This window comes from Mycobacterium sp. UM_Kg1, from assembly GCF_000972925.1.
Lineage (GTDB): Bacteria > Actinomycetota > Actinomycetes > Mycobacteriales > Mycobacteriaceae > Mycobacterium > Mycobacterium hiberniae.
Window position 1 is genome coordinate 1 of record NZ_JRMK01000015.1, and the last position, 26,317, is coordinate 26,317.

General features: G+C 69.9%; 26 protein-coding genes. 17 read left to right on the plus strand and 9 right to left on the minus strand.

What is annotated here, in order from left to right; all coding sequences use genetic code 11:
* The coding region (locus LI92_RS04030; RefSeq protein ID WP_046316207.1) for a PH domain-containing protein at positions 1-281 on the plus strand (281 nt) is incomplete at its 5' end.
* Here LI92_RS04030 and LI92_RS04035 read toward each other — a convergent pair.
* Entirely contained in the window at positions 242-889 is a 648-nt protein-coding gene (locus LI92_RS04035) for a GtrA family protein (RefSeq protein WP_046316209.1), read from the minus strand. The genes LI92_RS04030 and LI92_RS04035 overlap by 40 nt on opposite strands.
* A 305-nt stretch (positions 890-1,194) precedes the next feature.
* Between LI92_RS04035 and LI92_RS04040 the strand changes: the two genes are divergently transcribed.
* From LI92_RS04040 to LI92_RS04085, 10 genes are all read left to right on the plus strand, one after another.
* Positions 1,195-2,361, plus strand: a complete 1,167-nt coding sequence (locus LI92_RS04040; RefSeq protein ID WP_046316210.1) for a 5-(carboxyamino)imidazole ribonucleotide synthase — start codon at positions 1,195-1,197, stop codon at positions 2,359-2,361.
* Entirely contained in the window at positions 2,354-2,869 is a 516-nt protein-coding gene (gene purE / locus LI92_RS04045; RefSeq protein ID WP_046316212.1) for a 5-(carboxyamino)imidazole ribonucleotide mutase, read from the plus strand. The genes LI92_RS04040 and purE overlap by 8 nt, the downstream gene beginning before the upstream one ends.
* A 14-nt stretch (positions 2,870-2,883) precedes the next feature.
* Positions 2,884-4,053, plus strand: coding sequence for an acyl-CoA dehydrogenase (locus LI92_RS04050; protein ID WP_046316215.1), 1,170 nt, complete (start codon positions 2,884-2,886; stop codon positions 4,051-4,053).
* 4 nt (positions 4,054-4,057) lie between these two features.
* Positions 4,058-4,642, plus strand: a complete 585-nt coding sequence (locus LI92_RS04055; RefSeq protein WP_052740694.1) for a maleylpyruvate isomerase family mycothiol-dependent enzyme — start codon at positions 4,058-4,060, stop codon at positions 4,640-4,642.
* A 66-nt stretch (positions 4,643-4,708) separates the two neighbouring features.
* On the plus strand, positions 4,709-5,836 hold the full coding sequence (locus LI92_RS04060) for an aminotransferase class V-fold PLP-dependent enzyme (protein ID WP_046316218.1): 1,128 nt from the start codon (positions 4,709-4,711) through the stop codon (positions 5,834-5,836).
* A 116-nt stretch (positions 5,837-5,952) separates the two neighbouring features.
* Positions 5,953-8,052 (plus strand): phosphate acetyltransferase, encoded by a 2,100-nt coding sequence (gene pta, locus LI92_RS04065; RefSeq protein ID WP_046316219.1) that lies wholly within the window; start codon positions 5,953-5,955, stop codon positions 8,050-8,052.
* On the plus strand, positions 8,049-9,203 hold the full coding sequence (locus LI92_RS04070; RefSeq protein WP_046316220.1) for an acetate kinase: 1,155 nt from the start codon (positions 8,049-8,051) through the stop codon (positions 9,201-9,203). The genes pta and LI92_RS04070 overlap by 4 nt, the downstream gene beginning before the upstream one ends.
* 83 nt (positions 9,204-9,286) lie before the next feature.
* Positions 9,287-10,402 carry a phosphate ABC transporter substrate-binding protein PstS gene (gene pstS / locus LI92_RS04075; protein ID WP_046316273.1) on the plus strand — a complete coding sequence of 372 codons (1,116 nt, stop codon included), beginning with the start codon at positions 9,287-9,289 and terminating at the stop codon, positions 10,400-10,402.
* An 84-nt stretch (positions 10,403-10,486) separates the two neighbouring features.
* Positions 10,487-12,454: a serine/threonine-protein kinase PknD gene (locus LI92_RS04080; RefSeq protein ID WP_046316222.1), complete on the plus strand. Its 1,968-nt coding sequence runs from the start codon at positions 10,487-10,489 to the stop codon at positions 12,452-12,454.
* 106 nt (positions 12,455-12,560) lie between these two features.
* Positions 12,561-13,247 carry a cation diffusion facilitator family transporter gene (locus tag LI92_RS04085; protein ID WP_152665327.1) on the plus strand — a complete coding sequence of 229 codons (687 nt, stop codon included), beginning with the start codon at positions 12,561-12,563 and terminating at the stop codon, positions 13,245-13,247.
* Positions 13,248-13,357: 110 nt separating this feature from the next.
* Here the strand turns inward: LI92_RS04085 and ctpC are convergent, their stop codons facing one another.
* From ctpC to LI92_RS04105, 4 genes are all read right to left on the minus strand, one after another.
* On the minus strand, positions 13,358-15,568 hold the full coding sequence (gene ctpC, locus LI92_RS04090; RefSeq protein ID WP_152665324.1) for a manganese-exporting P-type ATPase CtpC: 2,211 nt from the start codon (positions 15,566-15,568) through the stop codon (positions 13,358-13,360).
* 31 nt (positions 15,569-15,599) lie between these two features.
* A complete protein-coding gene (locus LI92_RS04095) occupies positions 15,600-15,881 on the minus strand; it encodes a DUF1490 family protein (RefSeq protein WP_046316225.1) in 282 nt (93 codons plus the stop codon).
* A gap of 96 nt (positions 15,882-15,977) precedes the next feature.
* Positions 15,978-16,742, minus strand: a complete 765-nt coding sequence (locus LI92_RS04100) for a TIGR03089 family protein (RefSeq protein ID WP_204368886.1) — start codon at positions 16,740-16,742, stop codon at positions 15,978-15,980.
* On the minus strand, positions 16,730-18,199 hold the full coding sequence (locus tag LI92_RS04105; RefSeq protein ID WP_046316227.1) for an LCP family protein: 1,470 nt from the start codon (positions 18,197-18,199) through the stop codon (positions 16,730-16,732). Before LI92_RS04105 ends, LI92_RS04100 begins: the two co-directional genes overlap by 13 nt.
* Positions 18,200-18,346: 147 nt before the next feature.
* Between LI92_RS04105 and rfbD the strand changes: the two genes are divergently transcribed.
* The 4 genes from rfbD to LI92_RS04125 all read left to right on the plus strand — a co-directional run bounded on the left by rfbD (position 18,347) and on the right by LI92_RS04125 (position 21,628).
* Positions 18,347-19,213, plus strand: a complete 867-nt coding sequence (rfbD, locus tag LI92_RS04110; protein WP_046316229.1) for a dTDP-4-dehydrorhamnose reductase — start codon at positions 18,347-18,349, stop codon at positions 19,211-19,213.
* Positions 19,214-19,241: 28 nt separating this feature from the next.
* Positions 19,242-20,111 (plus strand): glycosyltransferase family 2 protein, encoded by an 870-nt coding sequence (locus tag LI92_RS04115; protein WP_152665328.1) that lies wholly within the window; start codon positions 19,242-19,244, stop codon positions 20,109-20,111.
* Complete coding sequence (gene manB, locus LI92_RS04120) at positions 20,108-21,181, plus strand: mannose-1-phosphate guanylyltransferase (RefSeq protein WP_046316233.1); 1,074 nt, start codon at positions 20,108-20,110, stop codon at positions 21,179-21,181. The genes LI92_RS04115 and manB overlap by 4 nt, the downstream gene beginning before the upstream one ends.
* A gap of 90 nt (positions 21,182-21,271) precedes the next feature.
* A complete protein-coding gene (locus LI92_RS04125; RefSeq protein WP_046316235.1) occupies positions 21,272-21,628 on the plus strand; it encodes an Rv1352/Rv1906c domain-containing protein in 357 nt (118 codons plus the stop codon).
* Between the two features lie 10 nt (positions 21,629-21,638).
* On the opposite strand, the gene LI92_RS04130 is transcribed toward LI92_RS04125, so the two are convergent.
* Genes LI92_RS04130 through cofD form a run of 3 tightly spaced genes read right to left on the minus strand, consistent with a single transcriptional unit; the run spans position 21,639 to position 24,519 of the window.
* Positions 21,639-22,184: an NUDIX hydrolase gene (locus LI92_RS04130; protein ID WP_046316237.1), complete on the minus strand. Its 546-nt coding sequence runs from the start codon at positions 22,182-22,184 to the stop codon at positions 21,639-21,641.
* Positions 22,181-23,521, minus strand: a complete 1,341-nt coding sequence (locus tag LI92_RS04135; RefSeq protein WP_046316239.1) for a coenzyme F420-0:L-glutamate ligase — start codon at positions 23,519-23,521, stop codon at positions 22,181-22,183. Before LI92_RS04135 ends, LI92_RS04130 begins: the two co-directional genes overlap by 4 nt.
* Positions 23,518-24,519: a 2-phospho-L-lactate transferase gene (cofD, locus tag LI92_RS04140; protein ID WP_046316241.1), complete on the minus strand. Its 1,002-nt coding sequence runs from the start codon at positions 24,517-24,519 to the stop codon at positions 23,518-23,520. The genes LI92_RS04135 and cofD overlap by 4 nt, the downstream gene beginning before the upstream one ends.
* A gap of 349 nt (positions 24,520-24,868) precedes the next feature.
* Between cofD and LI92_RS04145 the strand changes: the two genes are divergently transcribed.
* Positions 24,869-25,255: a WhiB family transcriptional regulator gene (locus LI92_RS04145; RefSeq protein ID WP_046316278.1), complete on the plus strand. Its 387-nt coding sequence runs from the start codon at positions 24,869-24,871 to the stop codon at positions 25,253-25,255.
* Between the two features lie 23 nt (positions 25,256-25,278).
* Here LI92_RS04145 and LI92_RS04150 read toward each other — a convergent pair whose 3' ends face one another.
* The gene (locus tag LI92_RS04150) at positions 25,279-25,734 is read right to left on the minus strand and encodes a metallopeptidase family protein (RefSeq protein WP_046316243.1); all 456 of its coding nucleotides are present in this window, start codon (positions 25,732-25,734) and stop codon (positions 25,279-25,281) included.
* A gap of 90 nt (positions 25,735-25,824) precedes the next feature.
* Here LI92_RS04150 and LI92_RS04155 point away from each other — a divergent pair, with 90 nt between their 5' ends.
* A complete protein-coding gene (locus LI92_RS04155) occupies positions 25,825-26,265 on the plus strand; it encodes a DUF3499 domain-containing protein (protein WP_192829973.1) in 441 nt (146 codons plus the stop codon).
* Positions 26,266-26,317: the final 52 nt, after the last annotated feature.

A 26,317-nucleotide genomic window follows, 5' to 3' on the forward strand; every position in this document is an offset into this window, starting at 1 on the left:
ATGTGTATAAGAGACAGACCACGCACTTCGTCGTGACCGACCGGCGGGTGATGTTCCGCCACGGCTTGCTGACCCGCAGCGGCATCGACATCGCGCTCGCGCGGATCAACAGTGTGGAGTTCGTCCACGGGTTCATCGACCGGATCCTGCGGACCGGCACGCTGATCATCGAGTCGGCGTCACAGGAGCCGTTGGAGTTCTATGACATCCCGCGGGTGGAGCAGGTGCACACCCTGCTCTATCACGAAGTCTTCGACAGGCCGTCCGCCGGCGGTCGATGACGGGCCGGACGCCTGAACAAGGTCACCACGCCGGTGTCCCCGCTGGCCTCCAGCGAGTCCTCGAGCGCCTCGGCGAGCGCGCCGGTCCCCAGCGTGGCGTCCAGCGCGGCATCGGGGCTGCGGGCGAACTCGTCGGGGAAGACCCAGCGGCGAAAGGCCCAGAACCGGAACGCCATCTGCAGCAGGTTGCCGACGATGTAGGCCGAGAGGAAGTCGGAGAGGTTCTCGACGGTCAACGACACCATGGGCGCCCGCAGCCCGAGCACGTAACTGGAGAACCACAGCGGCGCCATGGACAGCAGCACACCGACGCCGCTGACTCCGAAGAACAGCAGAGCCTCATGGTGGCGTTCCCGGCCGCCCCGGTCCTTGAAGCTCCACTCCCGATTGAGGATGTAGGAGGCGATCACCGCGACGATCCCGGAGATGACCTTGGCGGTGACGGGCTTGGGGGCCAGAATCGTCAGCTTGAGGGTGTAGAACAGCGCGGAGTCGATGACGAACGTGGTTGCTCCGACGATGGCGAACTTGATCAACTCGTGATGGCGTTCGGCCAGCGGGCGGATCACCCGCGGCAGGCGGGCGATGGTGGCGTCGGTAAAAGACACAAGTTGCCAGTGTACGGACTCGGCACCCTTCGCACCTAACGACTGGATAACGCCCCTGGGGTGCCCGAACGCGGCGACCCGCGGCGTGCGGCTGCGCCGCACTTGCGATCGCGGCGCGCCCAACGCGGCGACCCGCGGCGTGCGGCTGCGCCGCACTTGCGATCGCGGCGCCCCCGACACGGCGACCCGCGGCGTGCGGCTGCGCCGCACTTGCGATCGCCGGGCGCGGGCGTGACACGATATTGCCCGTGCCGAACGCCGCAACCACCCCGCCGCCATCAGGTGGCCGTAGCCCCCTGGTCGCCATGGTGGGTGGCGGTCAGCTGGCGCGGATGACCCACCAGGCAGCGATCGCGCTCGGACAGCGGTTGCGGGTGCTGGCGGCCGCTCCCGACGAGCCGGCAGCCCAAGTCACCCCGGACGTGGTGCTGGGTTCCCACACCGACCTCGACGACCTGCGCCGCGCTGCCGACGGGGCCACCGTGCTCACCTTCGACCACGAGCACGTCCCGGGTGAACTGCTGGAGCGCCTGGTCGCCGAAGGGGTCAACGTCGCACCGCCACCGGCGGCTCTGCGGCACGCCCAGGACAAGCTGGTGATGCGCCGCAGACTGGCGGAGCTGGGGGCGCCGGTGCCCCGGTTCGCCGCAATCGAGACCATCGAAGACCTCGAGCGTTTCGCGGAGCTGACCGGTGGGCCGATGGTGGTCAAGGCGGCTCGGGGCGGTTATGACGGCCGTGGGGTTTCCCTGGTCGACGACCTGGTCCAGGCCCGGGCGGTGGTCGCCGACTATCTGGCGGCCGGAGTGCCGGTGCTGGCCGAGGAGCGCGTGGTGATGCGCCGTGAGCTCTCCGCACTGGTGGCCCGCTCACCGTTCGGCCAGGGCGCGGCCTGGCCGGTGGTCGAGACCGTGCAGGAAGACGGGATCTGCGTGACGGTGATCGCGCCCGCCCCCGACCTCTCCGATGAGAAAGCAGCTGCCGCCCAACAACTGGCGCTGCGGCTGGCCGATGAGCTGGGGGTCGTCGGAGTGCTGGCCGTCGAGCTGTTCGAGACCGTCGATGGGCAGTTGCTGGTCAACGAGCTGGCGATGCGACCGCACAATTCGGGGCACTGGACCATGGACGGGGCGGCCACCGGCCAGTTCGAGCAGCATCTTCGCGCGGTGCTTGACTATCCGCTCGGGGCCACCACGCCGATTGTCCCGCTGACCGTGATGGCCAACGTGCTGGGCGCCGCGCAAACCCCGTCGATGTCGATGGACGAGCGGCTGCACCATCTGTTCGCGCGGTATCCCGACGCCCGGGTCCACCTCTACGGCAAGGGCGAACGGCCCGGTCGCAAGATCGGCCACATCAACCTGCTCGGGCGTGACACGACGGACTTGGCGACGCTGCGCGAGCGGGCCGAAAGCGCGGCACACTGGTTGTCGCACGGGGAATGGAGCGATGGATGGAATCCGCATGAGTGAGCACAAGCCCGGTCCCCGGGTCGGCGTCATCATGGGCAGCGACAGCGACTGGTCGGTGATGGAGGACGCGGCGATGGCGCTCGCCGAGTTCGACGTCCCGTTCGAGGTCGGGGTGGTCTCGGCGCACCGCACACCGCAGCGGATGTTCGACTACGCGCGCGACGCCGCGGGACGCGGCATCCAGGCGATCATCGCTGGGGCCGGAGGCGCCGCGCACCTGCCCGGGATGGTGGCATCGGCCACACCGCTGCCGGTGATCGGGGTGCCGGTGCCGCTGGCGCGACTGGACGGGTTGGATTCTTTGCTGTCGATCGTGCAGATGCCGGCGGGTGTGCCGGTGGCCACCGTGTCCATCGGTGGCGGGCGCAACGCAGGTTTGCTGGCAGTGCGCATTCTGGGCTCGGCCGACGCGGCGCTGCGGGCGCGAATGGTGGATTATCAAGACCAGTTGGCTCAGAGCGTGCTTGCGAAGGATGCGATGCTTCAAGGTAAAGTTACCGGCGAGTAGCTTAGGAGGCTGTCATGTCTGGGTGGGCCGGAGATCCGTCGTTCGACCTGTTCAAACTCCCGCAGGAGCATGACGAACTACGGGCGGCGATTCGGGCGCTGGCGGAGAAGGAGATCGCTCCGTACGCCAAAGAGGTCGACGAGCAGGCCCGGTTCCCCGACGAGGCGCTGGCCGCGCTGAACGCATCGGGTTTCAACGCGGTGCACGTGCCGGAGGCCTACGGCGGGCAGGGCGCGGACTCGGTCGCGGCCTGCATCGTGATCGAAGAGGTGGCCCGGGTATGCGCCTCGTCGTCGCTGATACCGGCGGTGAACAAGCTCGGCACCATGGGGCTGATCCTGGCCGGCTCCGAAGAGCTCAAGGCGCAGGTGCTGCCGGGGCTCGCCGCCGGCGAGGTGATGGCCTCCTACGCGCTGTCCGAGCGCGAAGCGGGCAGTGACGCCGCGGCGATGCGCACGCGCGCCAAGGCCGACGGCGACGACTGGATCCTCAACGGGTCGAAGTGCTGGATCACCAACGGCGGCAAGTCCAGCTGGTACACCGTGATGGCCGTGACCGACCCGGATCTGGACGCCAACGGGATTTCGGCGTTCATGGTGCACATCGACGACGAGGGTTTCACCATCGGGCCCAAGGAGCACAAGCTCGGCATCAAGGGGTCGCCGACCACGGAGCTCTATTTCGAGAACTGTCGGATTCCGGGGGACCGGATCATCGGCGAGCCGGGAACCGGGTTCAAAACGGCGCTGCGCACCCTGGACCACACCCGTCCGACGATCGGCGCCCAGGCGGTGGGTATCGCCCAGGGCGCGCTGGACGCGGCGATCGAGTACACCAAGGACCGCAAGCAGTTCGGCAAGAACATCAGCACTTTCCAGGGTGTCCAGTTCATGCTGGCCGACATGGCGATGAAGCTCGAGGCGGCCCGCCTGATGGTGTACTCGGCCGCGGCGCGCGCCGAGCGGGGCGAGACCGGCCTGGGTTTCATCTCGGCGGCCAGCAAGTGTTTTGCCTCCGACGTTGCCATGGAGGTCACCACCGACGCGGTGCAGTTGTTCGGCGGCGCGGGTTACACCACCGACTTCCCGGTCGAGCGGATGATGCGTGACGCCAAGATCACCCAGATCTACGAGGGCACCAACCAGATTCAGCGCGTCGTGATGAGCCGGCACCTCCTGCGCTGACATCGTGAGCTCCCGAATCGAGATCGCCCGACACGCTCGGCACGCGTTCGTCGACACGGTTGACGGGCTCACCGACGCCGAATTCGACCACGGCACCACCCTGTGCGCCGACTGGTCGCCGCGCGATGTGCTGGCGCACCTGATCGGTACGGCGGAGATCGGGCGCTACCTGCGCGCCCCGTGGCGGCTGCACCGGATCAACGCCGAGGCGGTGGCCTCCGGGCGCCGGCGCACGCGCGCGGAGTTGATCGCCGCCGGCCGCCGCTGGGCGCAGGTGCCGGACCGGGCGCTGGCCGGCCTGCTGCTGGGCGACGTGGCGATGCATCACCAGGATGTGCTGCGGGGCCTGGGTCGTACCCGGACGATCCCGCCCGTCGAAGAGGCCGCCATCCTTGCCGAGGGTGTGAGCCTGACCGTGCAGAAGCTGCAGCCGACCCTGCTGCGCTACCGGGTCGAGCCCAGCAACGGGATCGGCCGGCCCCGGGGCCGGGGGCGCGTTGTCCGCGGCACCGCGGAGGCGCTGGGGATGTGGCTGGGGGGCCGGAACGTAGCAGATGTGCAGATCGAAGGCGTTCGCCTTCAGCAGTGATACGCCCACCCGCGCCGGCCCGACACGGGGCATTCGGCGCCGTCCGTCCCACCTAGGAGAGGCTTCATGCCAGGACTACTGCCCGAGGTCGACCCCGACGGTCTGCTCGAGTACTCCGTCGTCTACACCGACCGGGCCCTCAACCACATGTCCGGACGCTTCCAGTCCGTCATGAACGAGGTCTCGGCCATGCTCCGCGAGGTGTACCACGCCGACGCGGCAGTCATCGTGCCCGGCAACGGCACGTGTGGCATGGAGGCGGTGGCGCGCCAGTTCGCCAACGACGCCGAGGTACTGGTCGTGCGCAACGGGTTCTTCAGCTACCGGTGGAGCCAGATTCTTCAGACCGGCCGTATCACCGACCGCATCACCGTTCTCACCGCCCGCCCGACCGGCGACGGCGACCAGGCGCCCTGGACGCCCGCGCCCATCGACGAGGTCGAGGAGGCCATAGCGCGGACCCGGCCCGCGCTGGTGTGCGTCCCGCACGTCGAAACCGCCAGCGGGATCCTGCTGCCCGACGACTACCTGGCGCGCGTCGGCGCGGCGACCGCGGCAGTGGGGGGTCTGTTCGTGCTGGACTGCATCGCCTCCGGTGCGGTCTGGGTGGACATGGCGGCGCTGGGGGTCGACGTCCTGGTCACCGCACCTCAGAAGGGCTGGAGCGCCGAGCCGGGCTGCGCCATGGTCTGTCTGTCCGAGCGGGCCGTCGATGTCATGGACCGCACCGCCGGCACCAGTTTCGCGCTCGACCTGAAGAAGTGGCGCGAGATCATGATCGCCTACGAGAACGGCGGGTACGCCTACCACGCGACCATGCCGACCGGTGTCATCACCGGACTGCGCGACGCGATGGCGCAGACCCGCGACCGCGGCTTCGGTGCGGTGCAAGAGCAGCAGTTCACGCTGGGGCGCAAGGTGCGGGCGCTGCTGGCCGAACGTGGCTTCCCCAGCGTGGCCGCACCGGGATTCGAGGCCCCCGGTGTGGTGGTCAGCTACACCACCGACCCCGAGATTCGTACCGGGCGAAAGTTTTTGGCCCAGGGGATTCAGACCGCGGCGGGAGTGCCCCTGCAGTGCGGCGAGCCGGCGACGTTCTCCACCTTCCGAGTGGGATTGTTCGGGCTGGACAAGCTGGCCGACATCGAGGGAACGGTGGCGCGGCTGACTCGCGCGATCGACCAGATCGCCTGAGTTGTCCGTGCACGTCGGTGGGCTGCGCGGGCTGGGGCATCTGATTAGGCTTCACCACATGTCGCTTTCTGCGGCCTACGGTGTCGTCCGGGCATCCGGAGAATGGGTCTGATCCGATGTCGCAAACGTCTGCCGGTGCCTCCAGCATCTACCTCGCCGCTGCCGAGGGCGGCTCCGGCAAGTCTGTGCTCGCACTGGGACTGTTGCACCTGTTGGCGGCCTCCTCGGCCCGCGTCGGGGTGTTCCGGCCGGTCGTGCGGTCGCTGGACGAGCCGGACGGCCAACTCGAACTGCTGCTCGCGCATGCCACCGCCGCCATCGAGGACCACAGTTCCTGCCGCGGCGTCACCTACCAACAGGTCTTCGCCGACCGGGAGGCGGCGCTGGGCGAGATCGTCTCGCGATTCCACGATGTCGCCCGGCACTGCGACACCGTGCTGGTGGTCGGCAGCGACTACACCGACGTCGTCAACCCGAGCGAGTTGAGCTTCAACGCCCGGGTCGCGGTGAATCTCGGCGCGCCGCTGGTGCTTGCGGTCAACGGCTACAACCGCGACGCGCAGTCTGTCGCCGAGATCACCGCCCGCTGCCTGGCCGAAGTGGCGGCGGTACACGCCCATCCGGCGGCGGTGATCGCCAACCGCTGCGATCCGGACCGGCTCGGCGATGTCAGCCGGGCGATCACACAGCACCTGGCCGATGTCGATGTGCCGGTGTTCGCAGTCCCCGAGGTGGCGCTGTTGTCCGCCCCGACGATGGCCGAACTCTGCTCGGCCCTGGACGGCACCGTCTACAGCGGCGACCCGGAACTGCTTCGCCGGGAGGCGCTCAGCGTCATGGTCGGCGGCATGACCGCGGAGAACATTCTGGACAGGTTGTCCGAGGGTCAGGTGGTGATCGTGCCGGCCGATCGGTCCGACGTGCTGCTGGCTTTGGTGAACGCCCATGAAGCGCAGGGCTTTCCGTCACTGGCGGGGATCATTCTCAACGGCGGGCTGTTGCCTCATCCCGCTATCGACAAGCTGGTCAAGGGTCTTCGGCCGACCCTGCCGCTGATCGCCACCAGCCACCGCACCTACGACACCGCCGAAAAGGTGTCGAACACCGGTTCGCGGATCACCGTGGACGCGCTGCGCAAGGTCGACACCGCAATCGCGCTGATCGCCAAGCACATCGACGGCGCCGAGCTGGCCGAGCGGATCCGGGTGCCGGCGTCGAACGTCATCACCCCGCAGATGTTCGAATACCGGCTGCTGGAACGGGCCCGGGCCGACCGTCGGCACATCGTGCTGCCGGAGGCGACCGATGACCGGATTCTGCTGGCCGCCGGCCGGTTGCTGTCGCGCGGCATCGTCGATCTGACGTTGCTCGGCGACGAAGGTGCGGTGCGCCGCCGCGGCGCCGAGCTGGGGGTGGACCTCGACGCGGCGCGGGTGATCGACCCGGAGACCTCCGAGCTGCGGGATGTCTTCGGCGCCGAGTACACCCGGCTGCGGTCGCATAAGGGTGTGACCGAGGAGCGCGCCCGCGAGATCATGCGCGACATCTCCTATTTCGGCACCATGATGGTGCACCAGGGAATTGCCGACGGGATGGTGTCGGGCGCCGCGCACACCACCGCGCACACGATCAGGCCGGCGTTCGAGATCATCCGGACCGCGCCCGGGGTGTCGACGGTGTCCAGTGTGTTCCTGATGTGTCTGTCGGACCGGGTGCTGGCCTACGGGGACTGTGCGGTGGTTCCCGATCCCACCGTCGAGCAGCTGGCCGACATCGCGATCTCCTCGGCGGCCACCGCGGCGGCGTTCGGCATCGAACCCCGGGTGGCGCTGCTGTCGTACTCAACGGGCGAATCCGGCTCGGGTGCCGGCGTGGACAAGGTCCGTGCGGCAACGCAATTGGTGCACCAGCGTCGCCCGGACCTGCTCGCCGACGGTCCCATCCAGTACGACGCCGCCGTCGACGCGGGGGTGGCAGCGGCCAAAAGACCGGACTCGCCGGTCGCCGGCCGGGCCACCGTGCTGGTGTTCCCCGACCTCAACACCGGCAACAACACCTACAAGGCGGTGCAGCGCAGTGCCGGTGCCATCGCGATCGGCCCGGTGCTGCAGGGCCTGGCCAAACCCGTCAACGACCTGTCCCGGGGAGCGCTGGTCGACGACATCGTCTACACGGTGGCCATCACCGCGATCCAGGCGCAGGGAGCGGCCCAGTGACAGCAGGCGCGCCCGGTCTGGTGCTGGTGCTGAACTCCGGCTCGTCGTCGATCAAGTACCAGCTGGTCGACCCGGTGGCCGGGACCGCGTTGCTGTCCGGACTGGTGGAGCAGATCGGCGAGGCGGACAGCCCGGTGGCAGACCACGCCGCCGGCCTCCGGCTGATCCACCGCAAACTCACCGACTCGGGCATCGACCTGGCGGCCGTCCGCGCTGTCGGGCATCGGGTGGTGCACGGGGGTGACCTGTTCTGGCGCCCGACCCTGATCACCGACGAGGTGGTGGCCGAAGTGGCGCGGCTGGCTGAGCTGGCGCCCCTGCACAATCCCGCCAATGTGATCGGGATCGAAGTGGCCCGTAAGGACTTTCCGGGCGTTCCGCACGTCGCGGTGTTCGACACCGCCTTCTTTCATTCGTTGCCGGCCGCGGCAGCCGCCTACGCCATAGATCACGACGTCGCCTCCCGGTTCGGCATCCGCCGCTACGGATTCCACGGCACGTCGCACGAGTACGTGGCCGGCGAGGTCGCGGTGATGTTGGACCGTGACCCTGCTGAGCTGAACCTCATCGTCGCGCATCTCGGTAACGGGGCGTCGGCCTCGGCGATCCGGGGCGGGGTGGCGGTCGAGACGTCGATGGGGCTGACGCCGCTGGAGGGTCTGGTGATGGGCACCCGCAGCGGCGACATCGATGCCGGGGTGCTGTTCCATCTCCACCACACCGCCGGGTTCGGCGTCGACGAACTCGACGAGTTGCTCAACCGCCGCTCCGGGCTCAAGGGGCTGTGCGGGGTCAACGACTTCCGGGCACTGCTGGAGCAGCGTGCGGCCGGCGGCGAGGCGGGCGCGGCCGCCGGGCTGGCCTACGACGTCTATGTTCACCGCCTTCGCAAGTACGTCGGCGCGTACCTGGCGGTGCTCGGGCGGGTCGACGCCATCGCCTTCACCGGCGGGGTGGGGGAGAACGCGGCGAGCGTGCGCGAAGACGCGTTGGCCGGTCTGGACGGGCTGGGCATCGCGGTGGACCCCGAACGCAACCGCGCAGGCAAGGGCGCCCGAACCATCTCCGCGCCGGGATCGCCCACCGCCGTCCTGGTGGTCCCCACCAATGAGGAGCTGGCGATCGCGCGAGCGGCCTGGCAGTTCGTCTGAGCACCCGTCCGATGGGCGTGGTGGCAGGGGCGCTCCGGCGGTATCGGACCCGCCCGCGGCGGATCGCGGTACAGTTCCGTCCTGTGAAATGGGGCCGATCGGCATCGCTGAGTGCGCTGCTGGCTGTTGCCGCACTGGCGGTTTCGTCCTGCGGCGGTGCAGACCGGGGCGAGCCGGTGTCGGCCGAGGCCCCGGCGGCGGTCGTGGACTGCGCAGGCAAGCAGGAGCTGCGCGCCGGCGGCCCGAGCGCTCAGGCGAAGGCGATCCAGCAGTTCGTCTACGCCTACACCGCGGCGTGCCCGGGCCGGACGCTCAATTACCGCGCCAGCGGCGCATCCGCGGCGGTCGACGACTTCATCGACAACGACATCGATCTGGCCGGCTCCGAGGCGGCCCTTGATCCCGCCAAGGGGCAGCCGGAGCGGGCCGCGGAGCGGTGCGGATCGCCGGCCCGGCACCTTCCGCTGGTGTTCGAACCGATCGCCGTCACCTATCAGATCCCCGGCGTCACCAGCCTGATCCTGGACGGGCCCACCCTGGCGAAGATCTTCGGCGGCACGATCGCCAGTTGGGACAACCCCGCGATCAAGGCGCTCAACCCCGGTGCGGCGCTGCCTACGCTGCCCATCCACGTGGTGTACCGCGGCGACCGGTCGCCGAGCACCGCCGCCTTCCAGAGGTATCTCGAGGTCGCCTCGGACGGCGGGTGGATCGGCGCCGGCGAGACGTTCAACGGCGGCATCGGTGAGGCAGTCGTCGGCAACAACGGCGCCGCGGCGGCGCTGCAGGCCACCGACGGTTCCATCACCTACAGCGAATGGTCGTTCGCGGTCGGCAAGCAGCTGCCGATGGCGCAGCTCAGCTCTGCGGGCGCGGCGCCGGTGGCGGTTTCAGCCGAGTCGGTCGCCAAGGCCGTCGCCGGGGCACGATCGGTCGCCGAGGCGAACCCGCACAACGACCTGGTGCTCGAGTCGGCATCGCTGTACAAGCCCGCTGACCACGGCGCCTATCCGATCGTGTCGGCGATCTACCAGATCGTGTGCTCGAAATACCCTGACGCCGCCACCGGTATGGCCGTCAAGGCGTTCCTGCAGGCCGCGATCGGTCCTGGACAGGAGGGTCTGGACCAGTACGGCTTCGTTCCCGTGCCAGAACCCCTCAAATCCCGGCTGGTGACGGCGGTGAACGCGATCTCGTAGGCGTTTGCGGCGCCGGTGCCGGTTAGTCTGGTAGCCAATCTTTCGCCGCCGTGCGCGGCACTGTGCTCGAAGGGAGCGCCGTCGGTGAACAACCCCGAGCCGGGTTCGCGGAGCGGATCGCGATTCGGCCCGTACCAATTGGACCGGCTGCTGGGCCACGGTGTCGTGGGTGAGGTCTACCGGGCCGAAGACACCCGCAACCAGGAAGCCGTGGCGCTCACGTTGATCTGCGACTCGCTCTCCGCCGACGCGGCCTTCCGCGGCCGGCTCGAGGACGAGGCCGAGGCCGCCGCTCAGCTGACCGAGCCGCATGTCGTGCCGATCCGCGCCTACGGCGAGATCGAGGGCGTGCTCTACCTGGAAACCGGCCTGATCGACGGCACCGACCTGGCCACCGTCTTGGCCGAGGGCGGCCCGCTGAGCGCGCCGCGAGCGGTGGCCGTGGTGCGCCAGATCGCCGCGGCGCTCGACGCGGCACACGATGCCTACGTCGTGCACCGTGACGTCAAGCCTGAGAACATTCTGCTCACCCCCGACGACCTGGCGTTTCTGACGAACTTCGGTGTCGCCGCGGCCATCGCCGAACCGGGTGTGCGGGCTGAGGCGGCGTCCGGCGCCATCACCTACATGGCACCGGAGCGCCTGGCCGGCGAGCCGGTCACCCACCTGGCCGATATCTACTCGCTGGCCGTGGTGTTGGCGCAGGCCCTGACCGGGACGTGTCCGTTCTCGGCCGGCGCGTTTGACGAAGCGATCGAAGAACGCCGCACCGCCGAGCCTCCGCGACCGAGCATGTTGCGTCCCGGTCGCATTCCGGCGGCCATTGATGCGGTGCTGGCGCGCGGGCTGGCCCGCAGACCCGAGGAGCGCTACAGCAGCGCCGGGGAGTTCGCCGCTGCTGCCTACCAGGCCCTGACCGAGCCGGAACGCCACCAGGTCGCCCGGATCCTGCGGCGTGGTGAGCCCGCGCTGCACCTGCCCGCAGGCCTTGAGCCCGAGCCCCGGTTCAGCCGCACCGAACCGGTCCGGGCGCCGGGGACGCCGCCGGACCTCGGGTTCGGTGGTGCCGTTGAGGCCGGCCTGGGCGCTCCGGCCCCGGTACCGTTCCCGCTGGCGCAACTGCTGCACAGCGACCAGGCCCCGGTGATACCCACCCCGTCGCGGCGCTGGCAGCCGCCGCGCAAGCCGGTGCTGCTGGCGGCTGCGGCGATTGCCGCGGTCATGGTGGTCGGCGGCGTCGGGCAGCTGCTGTTCCGGCCCTCGTCGGCGACACCGGTGGCTGCGCCCCCGCAGGATGTGCTGCCCTTCACCGGACTCGACTTCCGGCTCGCACCGGGCGGGGTGGCGCTCGACGGTGACGGCAACGTCTACGTCGCCAGTGACGGCATGCAGGGGCGGGTGGTGCGCCTGGCCGCGGATTCGCATGCGCCGACGGTGGTGCCTTCCAGTGACCTGTACCAACCGCGCGGCGTGGTGGTCGACGGCTCCGGCAACGTGTACTTCTCCGATGCCAACAGTCGGGTGGTCAAAGTGGACGCCGGGTCCGACACCCACACGGTGCTGCCGTTCGTCGGCCTCGACGATCCCGACGGGGTGGCGGTGGACTCTGCCGGCAACGTCTATGTCGCCGACCGCGGCAGTGATGTGGTTCTGCGACTCGACGCCGACAACAACGCTCAGACCGCGCTGCCGTTCGTCGGCCTCAACGGACCCGGCGGGGTGGCGGGGGACTCCGCCGGCAACGTCTATGTGACTGACACCGGTAATGATCGGGTGCTCAAGCTGTCGGCCGGCACCAACGAACAGGTGGTGTTGCCGTTCGCCGGGATCGTCGCGCCGTGGGGCATCGCGGTCGACGATGCCGGCGACATCTACGTCACCGAACACAACCGCAACCGGGTGGTGAAACTGGCGGCCGGTGCGGCTATCCCCGAGGTGCTGCCTTTCACCGGGCTCAACGCGCCACTGGATGTCGCCGTCGACCGGCACGGCCACGTCTATGTCGCCGACCGCGGCAACGACAGGGTTGTCAAGGCGGTCGCCGGCCGTTGAGGCTCGTGCGGACTGTCTCTGTGACGGCTGCCTCACCGGACCGCCAGGTAGCATTTTTTGCGTGGACGGTAGCGTCGTGGGCCCCGAAGCGGGCATCACTTACCCGGTGACCGACGCTCCGGCGGCGACCCTTGAGCACCACGATCACGATCACGCGGGGCACCAGCACCGCGTTCGCGTCGTTCACGACGCGGGTTGGCGCCGCGCTGCGATCTGGGCCCGCCGACTGGCCTGGGTAAGCCTGATCCTGGTGGGGGTGGAAGGCGTGCTGGGCCTGTGGCAGGGCCTGGCGGCGGGTTCGATCGCCCTGACGGGCTGGGCGCTGGGCGCCATTCCCGAGGCGCTGGCCGGGGCCGTGGTGATCTGGCGCTTCACCGGCGCGCGCACGCTGTCCGACACCGCTGAGCGCCGCGCCCAGATCGGTGTGGCGATCTCGTTCTGGATCAACGCGCCCTACATCGCCGCCGAATCCGTGCACCACTTCTTCGGTGATCAGCGCAGTGAAGGCAGTGTCATCGGTATCGCGATCACCGCTGCCGCCGCGCTGGTGATGCCGATTCTGGGCCGTGCCCAGCGACGGCTCGGCGTCCGGCTGGGCTCGGCGGCAACGGTCGGTGAGGGAGTGCAGAACTACCTGTGCGCGGTCCAGGCGGCCGCGGTTCTGGTGGGGCTGACCCTCACCGCGCAGTGGGCCGGGGCCTGGTGGCTGGACCCGTTGATCGGTCTGGGGGTGGCCGGCGTTTCGGTGTGGCAGGGCTTCCGCTCCTGGCGCGGCGAGGGGGGTGGCTGCTGAGCGCTGCCGAGACGGCGACGCGCGAGAGCTGCGCCCTGTGAAAACGTGAAGTCCCGACTGCCCTGGAGCTGGTGGTGGTGCTCGACAGGAACAGTCGGGACCCGGACAGATTACGGCACCGCGGGGGCTGATGCCAACGGGCTCGGGCCCAGCCGGTAGCGGATCAACCGCGAACTGTTGGCGACGACGGCCACCGATGACGCGTTGTGCAGCAGTGCCGCCAGGACCGGGGACAATGCGCCGCCGGCGCCGATCAACAGTCCGGCGGCGTTGACCGCGATCGACATGCCGTAGTTCTGCCGGATCACGTCGACGGCCCGTGCGCCCAGGTCCCGCACGTCGAGCAGCCGGCGCAGGTCGTCATTGGCCAGGGCGACGTCGGCGGTCTCGACGGCGACGTCGGTGCCGGCCAGGCCCATCGCGATCCCCATGTCGGCCGCGGCCAGTGCCGGTGCGTCGTTGACGCCGTCGCCGATCATGCTCACCACGTAACCCTCGTCCTGGAGCTCGCGGACCACCTGCAGCTTGTCCTCGGGCAGCACCTCGGCTCGCCATTCGGTGATGCCGAGTTCGTCCGCCACTGCCGCAGCGGTCTCCGGGTGGTCGCCGGTGAGCATGATGATGCGACGAATACCTTTGGCGCGCAGCGCTTCGAGCACCTCGCGGGCCTCGGGGCGTACCTCGTCACGCAAGCTGATCAACCCGACCAGCACGCCGTCGACCGCGAGCAGCAGCGGGGTCTCGGCCTGGGCGCGCAGTTTGGTGACCCAGGCCGCCGCCTTCTTGGAGATGCGGACCTTCTCCGCGCGCAGCAGGTTGGGACTGCCCAGCAGCAGTGTGCGACCGTCGGCCCACGTGCGGATGCCCAGGCCCACCAGAACCTCGCACTCCTCATGCGGCGGGATTCTGATGCGGCGTTCCTCGGTGGAGCGGATCACCGCTTCGGCCAACGGATGCCGGGAGTGCAGTTCCGAGCTGGCGGCGTAGGCGAGTACTTGTTCGGGCTGCCAATCGGGGTGAATCGCAACGATATTGGTCACCACCGGCCGGCCCACCGTCAGGGTTCCGGTTTTGTCGAACACGATCGCGTCCACCCGGCCGGCCTGCTCGAGATGAGAACCGCCCTTGATCAGGATGCCGCGCCGCGCGCCGTTGCCGATCGCCGCGCTGATCGCGGTCGGCGTGGACAGGCCCACCGCGCAGGGGCAGGCGATCAGCAGCATGGTCATGGCCCGGCGGACATCACCGGTGAACACCAGGGTGGCCGCCGAGAGGATGAACGAGGCCGGAACGAAGCGTCGGGAGAAGTTCTCGCCCACGGTCTGGATCGGCGCCCGGTCATGCTGCGCTTCCTCGACCCGGCTGATGATGCGGCCGATCACGGTCTGGCTGCCCACCGCGGTGGCGCGGACCACCAGCCGGCCGCGCACCACCACCGAACCGGCATGCACGGTTGCGCCGGTGATCACGCTGACCGGCAGGGTCTCCCCGGTGATCGCGGACTGGTCGACGATGGCGTCGCCGTCGACGACCTCGCCGTCGACCGGGATCGCCACGTGGTCGTGGATGACGATTTCGTCGCCGATCTGCAGCGAGTCGATCGGCACCTGAACCTCGGTGTATTCGTCGGGGCCTTGGCCCAAACGCATCCAGGCGGTGTCCTGATTGCCGCGTAGCAGATCGGAGATGGCGCGCCGGGTGCGGCGCAGTGTCAGATCCTGCAGGTACTCACCGATGTTGAGCAGCCACAGCACGGTGAGCGCGACGACGTTCTCCCGAAGGACCAGGCTGGCAACGGTCGCGGCGGTGACCAGTGCGTCGGTGCCGGCCCGGCCGGACCGGATCGAGCGCAGCGCTCCCCGCAGGAAGGGATAACCCATGAAGACGGTGGCGCCGGTAGCGACGAGCTGGCCGCTGGGGCCCAGCAGGGGCGGTCGCGCGAAGACGTAGCGGCGCATCCCCAGCAGTGCCAGCGCCGCGCCGCCGATCACCATGCGCAGCACATCGGTGTTGCGGATGTCGGCCGAGCGCGGAGTGCGGGTGGGGATCAGCTCCGCGGCGACAGTGGCCGCCGACGCGATCGCGGCGAGTATCTCCGCGGGGTCGCTGCGCTGGGGGGAGTACCAGACCACCACGGCGCCCGTGCGCGGATAGGCATGCGCGGTCCGCACCCCGTTTACCCTGCCCGCGGCCTCCTCGGCGGCCACCGCGCGGCGCGAATCGCCGCGCACCCACGGGACCTGCACCCGCATGCGGCCCGCGGCGTCGGAAACGACGGTCAACTCCGCGGGCGTGATCCGTGCAGCGCCGCTGCCTGTCATCGCTGCGCTCCCCATCGTCGGGTCCGGACGGTCAGTGGTCGTGGTCGTGCGCGACGGCTGCCGCCGGCGGGGTGGCCTCCTCGCCGATGCGTTCGCGGGCCTCGGCGACCACATCGGCCACCTTCAGCCGCGCCGACTCCGCGACCTCCTCGGCCCGCCGCGTTCCGCGCAGGCCCCATTCGGTGGCGGTGACCGCAGCCTGGTGCAGCGGGGCCTTGTTCAGTGCCCGGCGTGCCACCTCGTAGGCGCTCACGCCGACCAGCCCGGTGAACACCGTCGACGCCGCTTTTGCCAGCAATCCCTGCACCGCCATGAGTCATCTCCTCGTGTCTGGGTTTCTGCGGGCCAGAGTATCAGCATATAAGCATTTATGCATGAATCGTCCGGGTGGCCGGAAGGGCCGGGCCGCTCAGCTCAGGATCCGGGTGACCTTCTCGCCGGCCCGCCGGCGCTCCTGCAGATCGGGATCGGGCCGGGCGACCTGCACCAGCGACGCGCCCACGGCGAACACCGACAGCATGTTGTCGATCAGGGCGCCCGGGGTGTCCCAGTCGTGGGCCGACCACACCCGGTCCGCCGCGGTCAGGCCCCGGGTGGCCGCGCTGGTGGCGCATGCCGCCAGCACCGCGTCGGCAGACATGCCGGCCAGGGCCGGGCCGGGGACGGTTTCGGCGGCGATCTGGTCGCCGTGCACCCGCACCGCGGTCGCATAGTCGGTGACGCCGACCGGCACCTCGGGCGCGGGCCGCCCGAACGGGTCCAGCGACAGCACCGCTACCTCGCCGCCCGTAGCGGCAACCGCGCCGTCGGCCTGCGCAAGCCGGTCGGCGGTGCACAGCGCGACATCGGCGTCGTCGCCCGAGGCGCCGAGCAGCACCTCCGCCCCGATCCACCAGGTGCCGAACAGCACCGCAGCCGTCTGCCAGTGGGCGGGCAGCAACACCGCGATACGGCTGCCCGCTCCGGCACCGAGTTCGTCGCGCAGCAGATTGCCGGTCTTGGCGGCCCAGTTCGCCAGCGTCGCCGCGGACAGCTCGATGCGCTCGGGGGTGGCGGTGCTGTGAATGGCGTCGTCGTAGTAGGTGATCCGCGGGCCCACCGGGTCGGCGCGCATGATCGGATCAAGGATCGCCGAACTGAGGTTGGTCACGTCAGGCGACGTTAGTTGACGCACTGCGGGTCGCCTGCGCCCGCGGTCAGAATGGGTGCGGCGGCGGGAATCTGGGGTGCCTGCTCGTCCGCGGCGCGGGCGATGGCGGCCACCTCGGCCCGGTCGCCGGTGCCCAGCCCCGACCCGGGCCCGGTGTAGTCGTTGGCCAGCACAACGCGCACCGCGCCGGGCGGGACGGCGTCGTTGGACACCACCGGTAGCCCGCCCAGGTCCCGGGCCACCGCCTGCGCACCGGGGTCGTCGGCCGAGGCGGCCTGCACCTGGCTGGTGCTCACGTGCGCGGCCTCGTTGTTGCCCACAGTTCCCGTCCCATAGCCCCGGGCGCCGAGCACCTCGGAGACCGCGGCGGCCAAGCCGTTGATGTCGGTGTCGTTGAGCACGCTGGCGGTGGTCTCCTCCGGGTTGTAGGCCAACAGCTCGGTCTTGCCCTGGTCCTGCTCGTGCAGCAGTGAGTCCACCCAGTCGGCCACCTGGCCGGGATCGACGCGCACCACGCTCTGCATGCCGTCATCGCTCCAGCCGGCCTCCTCCAGCACCGGGATGGTGGCGAACGCCACCTTGCCCGCGGCCAGATCCTGCAGCTTGGTGATGAAGTCCAGTACGTCCCAGCCGTCGGAGAGCACCACCGAACGCTGTACCGCCGCCTGTAGCCGCGACAGCGTGCCAGGACTGGACAGCGTCTTGCCGGAGATGACCTTGTGCGCCAGCGCGGCCATCACCGCCTGCTGGCGGCGGACCCGGTCCAGGTCGCCGTGCGGCAGTCCATGGCGCTGCCGCACGAAGCTCAGCGCCTCGCCGCCCCCGAGTCGCTGCCAGCCGGCCGGGAAGTCCGCGCCGGAGAGCTCCTCATACACCGGCTCCTTGAGGCAGACGTCGACGCCGCCGAGGGCGTCGGTGATCAGGGCGAAGCCGAGCAGTCCCACCTCGGCGTAGTGGTCGACGGTGACCCCGGTCAGGTCGGCCACCGTCTTGATCAGCGCCTCGCGCCCCGCCTCGGTGCCGCGCGCCTGCGCCTGGACCGGATCCATCCCGGTGGCCACGAGTGCGTCGGCGGTTTCCAGCCGGGTGGCTCCGTAGACGCCGTTGATCTTGGTCTTGTCCAGTCCGGGCGCCGAGACGTAGGAGTCGCGGGGGATCGAGATGGCGGTGGCCGACTTCCCGTTGTTGGGGATCCGGACCAAGATGATCGTGTCGGTGTTGGTGGCGTCGTCGTCGCCCACGCGCAGCGCCGCGAGTTCCTCGGGGGTCAGCGGATTGCCGTGCGCGTCGGTGCGGCTGTCCATGCCGACCAGCAGGATGTCGACGGCGCCATCGGAGCCGCCCTTGCCCAGCGCCATCGAGGACACGTGGAAGATGCCGTCCTCGAAGGACCGGACGCGGCTCCAGGCCACACCGGTGCCCAGGACGACGGTGACGGCCGCCACCGTGGCGATCACCCGAATCACACGTTGCGCAGGCATCACTTCAGATTACTTGTGTCACGGCTGTAACGGCGGTAGCTGAGTTCGGCGTGCCAGACCCGGCGGGACCGCCGCATAAGCCCGGCGGTTCAGCGAGGCTCGACGGAGGAGAGGTGAAGCTGGGACCGCCGAATATGCTCGGCAGCTATGACGAGCCAGCGGATCGTGATCACCGGCGCCGGCGGCCAGGTCGGTACGTTCCTGGCGGCCCGTGCCGCCCAGGCGGGGCATGAGGTGCTGGCCCTGACCTCGGCGCAGTGCGACATCACCGATCCCGCCGCCGTGGCGGGCATCGGCCTGCGACCGGGCGACGTGCTGGTCAACTGTGCGGCATATACGCAGGTCGACGCCGCAGAGGCGGACCCGGAGCGTGCGCATGCCGTCAACGCCGCCGGGCCGGGGCACCTGGCCGAGGCCTGTGCGCGCGCCGGTGCGCTGCTCATCCACATCTCCACCGACTACGTCTTCGACGGCGACTTCGGCGGCGCCGCGCCGCGCCCGTACGAGCCGGGCGACCCGACCCGGCCGCTGTCGGTCTACGGGCGGACCAAGCTGGCCGGTGAGAACGCGGTGCTCGCGGCATCCGCTGATGCGCTGGTGGTGCGCACCGCCTGGGTCTACACCGGCGCCGCGGGCGGTTCGGACTTCGTCGCGGTGATGCGGGAACGGGCGTCGAGCGGTGCGCGCGTGGAGGTGGTCGACGACCAGACCGGGTCCCCGACCTACGTCGGGGACCTCGTCGAGGCGCTGCTGTCCCTGGCCGCCTCGCCGCCGAGCACGCGGGTGCTGCACGCCGCCAACGCTGGGGCTGCGAGTCGCTACGAACAGGCCCGTGCGGTGTACGCCGCGGTCGGCGCCGATCCGGACCTGGTGCGTCCGGTCGGCAGCGCGGCTCATCCCCGTCCGGCGGCCCGGCCCGCCTACTCCGCGCTGTCGGGGGCTGAGTCGGCGCGGGCCGGCCTGCCGCCGCTGCGCCGGTGGCGCGATGCATTGTCCGCCGCCTTGGCCAGATAACCTCTACGCCGTGAGTGAGGCGCTACCGGTGGTGACGGTGACGTATTCGCCGGGCTGGCATCTTGACCGCTTCCTGGCGTCGCTGTCGTTGGCGACCGAGCGTCCGGTACGGGTTGTGATGGCCGACAACGGATCCACCGACGGTGCTCCCGAGGAAGCCGCGCAGCGGTACCCGAACGCGGAGTTGCTGCATACCGGGGCCAACCTGGGTTACGGGGGAGCGGTCAACGCCGCCGTGGCACTGCTGGACGCCGAGGGCGGCGAGCGCAGCGAATTTCTCATCGTGGCCAACCCGGACGTGCAGTGGGGCCCGGGCAGCATCGAGGCGCTGTTGGAGGCGGCAGATCGGTGGCCTCAGGCGGCGACCCTGGGTCCGCTGATCCGCGAGCCGGACGGCTCGGTATACCCCTCGGCGCGGCACCTGCCCAGCCTGATCCGCGGCGGCATGCACGCCGTGGTCGGTCCGCTGTGGCCCGGCAACCCCTGGACCCGCGCCTACCGGCAGGAGCTCCTGGAACCCAGCGAGCGGCCGGTCGGCTGGCTGTCCGGGGCCTGCCTGCTGGTGCGCCGCGCCGCGTTCGAGGCGGTCGGCGGCTTCGACGAACGCTATTTCCTCTACATGGAGGACGTCGACCTGGGCGACCGGCTGGCCAAGGCCGGCTGGCTCAACGTCTACGTCCCGTCCGCCGAGGTGCTGCACCAGAAGGGCCACGCCACCGGCAAGGACCCCGCCCGCAATCTGGCCGCGCACCACCGCAGCACCTACACCTACCTGGCCGACCGGCACACTGGCTGGTGGCGGGCCCCGCTGCGCTGGAGCATGCGGGGCGCACTGGCGGTGCGCTCACACCTGGCGGTGCGCAATGCCCGCCGCACCATGACGAAGGGACTTCCGTGACACTGAGCCAAGTCGACGCGGTCGTCCTGGTCGGGGGCAAGGGCACGCGGCTTCGGCCGCTCACCCTCTCGGCACCCAAGCCGATGCTGCCCACCGCGGGCGTGCCGTTCCTGACTCATCTCCTGTCTCGAATCGCCGCCGCGGGGATCGAGCATGTGATCCTGAGCACGTCCTACAAGCCGGAGGTGTTCTCCGAGGAGTTCGGCGACGGCGCCACACTGGGCCTGCAGATCGACTACGTGACCGAGGAGGAGCCGCTGGGCACCGGCGGCGGAATCGCCAACGTCGCGTCCAAGCTGCGCCATGACACCGCAATGGTGTTCAACGGCGACGTGCTGTCGGGGGCGGACCTGACCGATTTGCACGACTATCACCGCGAGCAGGAGGCCGACGCCACCCTGCATCTGGTGCGGGTCGGCGATCCGCGCGCCTTCGGCTGCGTGCCCACCAGCGACGGGCGGGTCACGGCATTCCTGGAGAAGACCGAAGATCCGCCGACCGACCAGATCAACGCCGGTTGCTACGTGCTGTCGCGGGAGGTCATCGACCGTATCCCGCAGGGGCGCCCCGTCTCGGTGGAGCGCGAGGTGTTTCCCGCGCTGCTGTCCGACGGCGTCAAGGTCTGCGGCTACGTCGACACCAGCTACTGGCGCGACATGGGCACACCCGAGGACTTCGTGCGCGGGTCGGCCGATTTGGTGCGCGGCATCGCGTCCTCACCGGCGCTGGGCGGCCGGCGCGGCGAGGCGCTGGTGCACGACGGCGCATCGGTGGCCCCGGGAGCGGTGCTGATCGGTGGTACGGCGGTGGGCCGGGGCGCCGAGATCGGCCCGGGTGCGCGGCTCGACGGCGCGGTGATCTTCGACGGCGTGAAGGTCGAGGCGGGCAGCGTGATCGAACGCTCGATCATCGGGTTCGGCGCCCGGATCGGGCCCCGGGCCCTGATCCGCGACGGGGTGATCGGTGACGGCGCCGACATCGGGGCGCGTTGCGAGCTGCTGCGCGGGGCGCGGGTGTGGCCCGGGGTGTCGATCCCGGACTGCGGAATCCGTTACTCCAGCGACGTCTGAGCCGGCTTTCCCGCTGACTCTGCGCTCACCGCGCACCCTTCTCGGATTTTTCCGGCGTAGCCGCAGTGTCAACGGTGGATAGTCATAGCCATGTTCACCAGGGTCCTCATCACCTGCCTCGCCGCAGTCGCCATGGCGACGCCGGCCGCCGCAGATCCGCTCGACCCGATTCCGGGTAACGGGGTCTTTCAGGTCGGCACCGATATCGAGCCCGGCCTCTACCGCACCGGCGGCTCCGGGTCGGCCTTCGGTGTGTGGATCAACAACGTGCCGACGCCGGAGTCGATGTGTTCGTGGTTCACCTACAGCACTCCCGAAGCCGCCAAGGACCATGTGGTCGCCGCGAACACCTCTGTCGGGCCGATGTATGCGAGCATTCCCGCCACGGTCAAGGCCTTCGAGTCGCAGAACTGCCAGCCCTGGACGCGGGTGACGGACTCCCCGTGAGCCGCCGGGCTCAGGCGCGATGGGTCGCGACGGCCCGCCGCACCAGGTAGGCCAAGGCGTCGTCGGCATCCGGTGGCAGCGCCGCCACCGGCCACCAGCGCAGTGCCAGTGACTCGTCGCTGATCCCGATCTGGGCGTCTGCCGGCGCGTGCGCCACGAACTGCAGATCCAGATGCCGGGTCGGCACGCCCAGCGAACACGTCACGGGATGCACGTGCACCGCCGCCAACCGCGGATCCAGCCGCAGGCCGACGATCCCGGATTCCTCGGTGGCCTCGCGCAGGGCGGCCGTGGTGATGTCGTCGTCGGAGTCCTCGCAGTGCCCACCCAGTTGCAGCCAACGGCCCACCCGCGGGTGCAGCGTCAGCAGGGTGTTCTCGCCGGTGTGGTCCACCACCAGCGCGGACGCGGTGATGTGGCCGGCAGCGCATTCGCGCCGGCACGCATCGGGGCGGGCAGCCAGAAACGCCAGCACCGAGTGCCGCAGAGCGTCCTGCGCGGAATCGGGTGCGGCCCAAGAGCTCAGGGTCGCGACGGCGGATTCGTGCAGCGTCATCGACGCACCAGTAGGTCGTCGACGGCGGCCGGGGAGCGGGGCGCAAGCGGCTCGGTCGGGTATCCGATGGCTATGGCGCCCAGGGGTTCCCAGGTGGACGGCAGATCCAGTTCGGTGCGGACCAGATCCGGGGTGAAGATGGTGGAGCCGATCCAGCAGCTGCCGACGCCGCGTACCGCCAGTGCCACCAGCAGGCCTTGGACGGCGGCGCCCACGGCGACCGTGAACATGGTGTGCTCAGCGGCGGTGCGGTGTTCATCGGGATAGTGGTGGGCGCCGTCGGGCACCATCATCGGAATGATGACTTCGGGTGCCTGGTAAAGGATTTGGCCGCGCGCCACGCGCGCCTCGACGGCTTCGGGAGCTTTTCCATCGGCCGTCAGGTCGGCTCGCCAGCGCTGCGCCATGGCGTCCAGCAGGCGGGTGCGCACCCCGGGTGTCTGCAGCCAGACGAACCGCACCGGGCGGGTGTGATGTGGCGCCGGGGCCGTCAGGGCCTCGGCGATGGCGTCGGTGATCAGCTGCGCCGGAACAGATTCGGTAGAGAATGTGCGCACCGATCGGCGCAGCAACTGCGCCTGGGTTCGTCCCATTTCGATGGCCTCGGCGGTGCCCAGCCAGAACAGGTCGTCGGAACCGGAACGCACCAGGGCCGCCGCGGTGGAGCCGTCGTCGGGACTGGAAACCCCGCGCACTACGGCCACCGGCACATCGGTGAGCTTGCCCTTGACCAGGTCGGCGGCGGCGGCGAGTTCGTCGGCGACCGCGACTTCGGTGACCACCAGCTCGTTGCCGTGCCGGTCGACGGCACCGGCGTAGCCGTTGAGCACGGTCATACCGGATGCCCCGATCGCGACGTCGATCTGTCCGTTGCGCCAGGCCCGGCCCATGGTGTCGGTGATCAGCACCGCCACCGCGACGCCGAGCCGCTCGGCCAGTCCCGCGCGCAACGCCGCCGCGCTGGCGTCGGGATCCACCGGCAGCAGCGCCAGTTCGTCGGAGCCCACATTCGACCCGTCCACGCCGGCGGCGGCCTGCACCAGGCCGATCCGATTCTCGGTGATCCAGGTGCGGCCCTTGCGGGCCAGCACTCGCACCGCCTCGGCCTCGACCAGCTGGCGGCGCAGCGCGTCGCGTGCTTCGGCGTCGTGCGGTGCCGGGACTATCCGGCCTTCGCTTTTGGACACCACCTTGCTGGTGACGACGACGATGTCGCCGTCGGCCAGCCACGGGGCGGCGGCGGCCAGGGCGGCAGCCAGATCGTCGCCCGGCCGGAACTCGCCCAGACCGGTGACCGGCAGAATCTCGACTGCGGCGGCGCTGCCGTGCTCGCTCATCGCACGCCCGCCAGGTCCATTCCGGTGCGCACCATCTCGGCGGTCGCCGCCGGGTCGGTCATCAACAGGGGGGCGGCGCGAACAGTCATGCCGGGGATGTCGGCGTCGTCGGACTCGCCCTCGTGCACCAGCCAGTAGTCCAGAATCCCGGTCGAGCTGCGTGCGCCGTAGTGTTCGCCGACCGCCCGCGAGGTGGACTCCAGGCCGATCACGCTCAAGCAGGTATCGGCCATGCCGCGTAAGGGCTTTCCGCTGATGATCGGGGAGTAGCCGACGATCGGTGCCGCGGTGGAGCGCAGCGCCGAGCGGACCCCCGGTACGGCCAGGATGGCGCCGATGCTCACCACCGGGTTGGACGGGGCCACCAGCACGATGTCGGCGCCGGTGATGGCTTCGACGGCTTCCGGTGTGGCGGCGGCCTTCTCTGCGCCCACGAAGCCGAACCCGTGGGTGGGAACCTGGGCGCGGTAGCGCACCCACCACTCCTGGAAGTGGATCGCCCGCTGGTCGCCGTCGGCGGGATCGGTGATGACGACGTGGGTTTCGCAGCTGTCATTGGTGACCGGCAGCAGACGTGCGCCCGGTTGCCAGCGCTCACACAGCGCAGACGTCACATCTGTGAGCGGATAACCGGCCCGCAGCGCCTGGGTGCGGACGAGGTGGGTGGCCAGGTCCCGGTCGCCGAGGCTGAACCAGTCCGGCTGCATTCCGTAGCGCGCCAACTCCTCCATGGCGTGCCAGGTTTCGTCCCGGTGCCCCCAGCCGCGTTCGGGGTCCACGCCGCCGCCGAGGGTGTACATGCAGGTGTCCAGGTCGGGGCAGATGCGCACCCCGTGCATCCAGGCGTCGTCACCGACGTTGACGACCGCGGTCAACTCGTGCGCAGCGGTCCCGTTGTCGGCTGAGGCTCCGGCGAATTGGCCCAAACCCAGCAGTTTCTGGACGCCGAGCAGGAAACGGGCGCCGCCGACCCCCCCGACCAGAACGGTGACCTTCACAGCGCACGACAGTACCGTTGGCGGGCCGGCACCCGCCGCGGCGGACTGCCATCGCACGGCTTCGGCGGGCCCGCGGTAAGACACGCCGAGGGTCCGGTGTGGGGTAGATGACAAGGACTCGCCGGTCTCGGACACGTGGGAAATCGGTCACGAGATGGTAAGGAATTTGGCCGAGCGGCTTGACCCCGCTGATCAACCCGTGTCTAATCACACTAGTGTCATTTTCCCGGTTGGCCAGCCGATTTCGGTGTCGCAGACCGAGATTCGATCACATGTTCGAATGGCATGGTGAATATCTCGATATTCGGCCGACATAAGCAGGATCGCGCTACAGGTGAGGAGGCGGAGCATGTCCTATGAGCACCTTTGGGGCGTGATGGGGGTGGCGTCGCAAGCCAGTGCCGAGATGGCTTTGCCGACCGGGCTCGACGCGTTGCCCAGTCGGCCCCATCTGAGTCTGGTTCCCGAGCCTGAGGACTACGACGAGTTCGACCCGTTCGACCCCGAAACGGCCACCAACGAGCAGTGGCAGGACCGTGCCCTGTGCTCGCAGACCGACCCCGAGGCGTTCTTCCCGGAGAAGGGCGGCTCGACTCGGGAGGCCAAGAAGATCTGCCAGCGGTGCGCGGTTCGCAGCGAGTGCCTGGAGTACGCCCTGGCGCACGACGAGCGGTTCGGCATCTGGGGCGGGCTGTCCGAGCGGGAGCGCCGGCGCCTCAAGCGCGGCATCATCTGAACCCGCAGCGGCGCAAGCGCTGGTCAGTCGTCGATCGTCGGGTCGATGACCGAGGGTTCGACATCCAAGTAGGTGGCGACAAGCGCCACCAGAATCTCGTGCAGTAAATCGCCGAGTTCGGTGCTGTCGTTAGCCCGTTGCTCGATTGGCCTGCGGAACAACAGAACTCGAGCGCGTGTCGGGTTTCCGCGAACATCCACCCCGGCGGGGATCAAACGGGCCAGCGGCACCGGTCCGTCGGCGACGACTTCGGGCGGCCACTGCACGCTGTCGGGATCTCTGGGCGCTATCCGCGGGATCTCGTCGACTGCGACATCCAGGGAGCTCAACCGTTGCTTCCAGCGCTGCTCGATCGGCTCGTAGGCCTCCAGCACGGCCATGTCGAACCGCTCCGCCCGGGTGCGCCAGCCCGGCACGGTCGGCGGCAGCAGCGGCCCGCGGGGCTCGCGGCCGCGGCGTCGGCGGCGCGTGGCGATCACGCAGACGATGGTAACGGTTGTGCATAGGCTGCCGGGCCCTTGCGCGTGTCCGGCGCCGCGGCGGCGGGCGGCCACGATAGCCTCACGGGCGTGAACGTTCCCCGCCGTTGCTGCCGGCCAGGGTGTCCGCACTATGCGGTGGCGACGCTGACGTTCGTCTACTCGGACTCCACCGCCGTGGTCGGCCCGCTGGCGACTGCCGCCGAGCCGCATTCCTGGGACCTGTGCTTCAGCCACGCAGGCCGGATCACGGCGCCGCGCGGCTGGGAGCTGGTGCGCCACCCCGGCCCCTGGGTCTCTCCCGAAGAGGACGACCTGATCGCGCTCGCCGAGGCGGTGCGCGAGCGCGAGTCCGGGCGCTCTGCCCCCGCCAGCGGTTGGTACCCCCACAGCAATCCGGGCGACTCCCCGGCGGGGGGAGCGTCCAGCCCGGAGCCTGGGGGCGGCGTGCTGGCGCCGCCGGGTCCGCCCGGCAAGACCAACGGCCGTCGCCGCGGCCACCTGCGCGTGTTGCCAGACCCGTCGGACTGATCGAAGGTTCCGGGCTAGGCTTGAGTGTCAAGAGTCCACTTCGTCAGGAGCC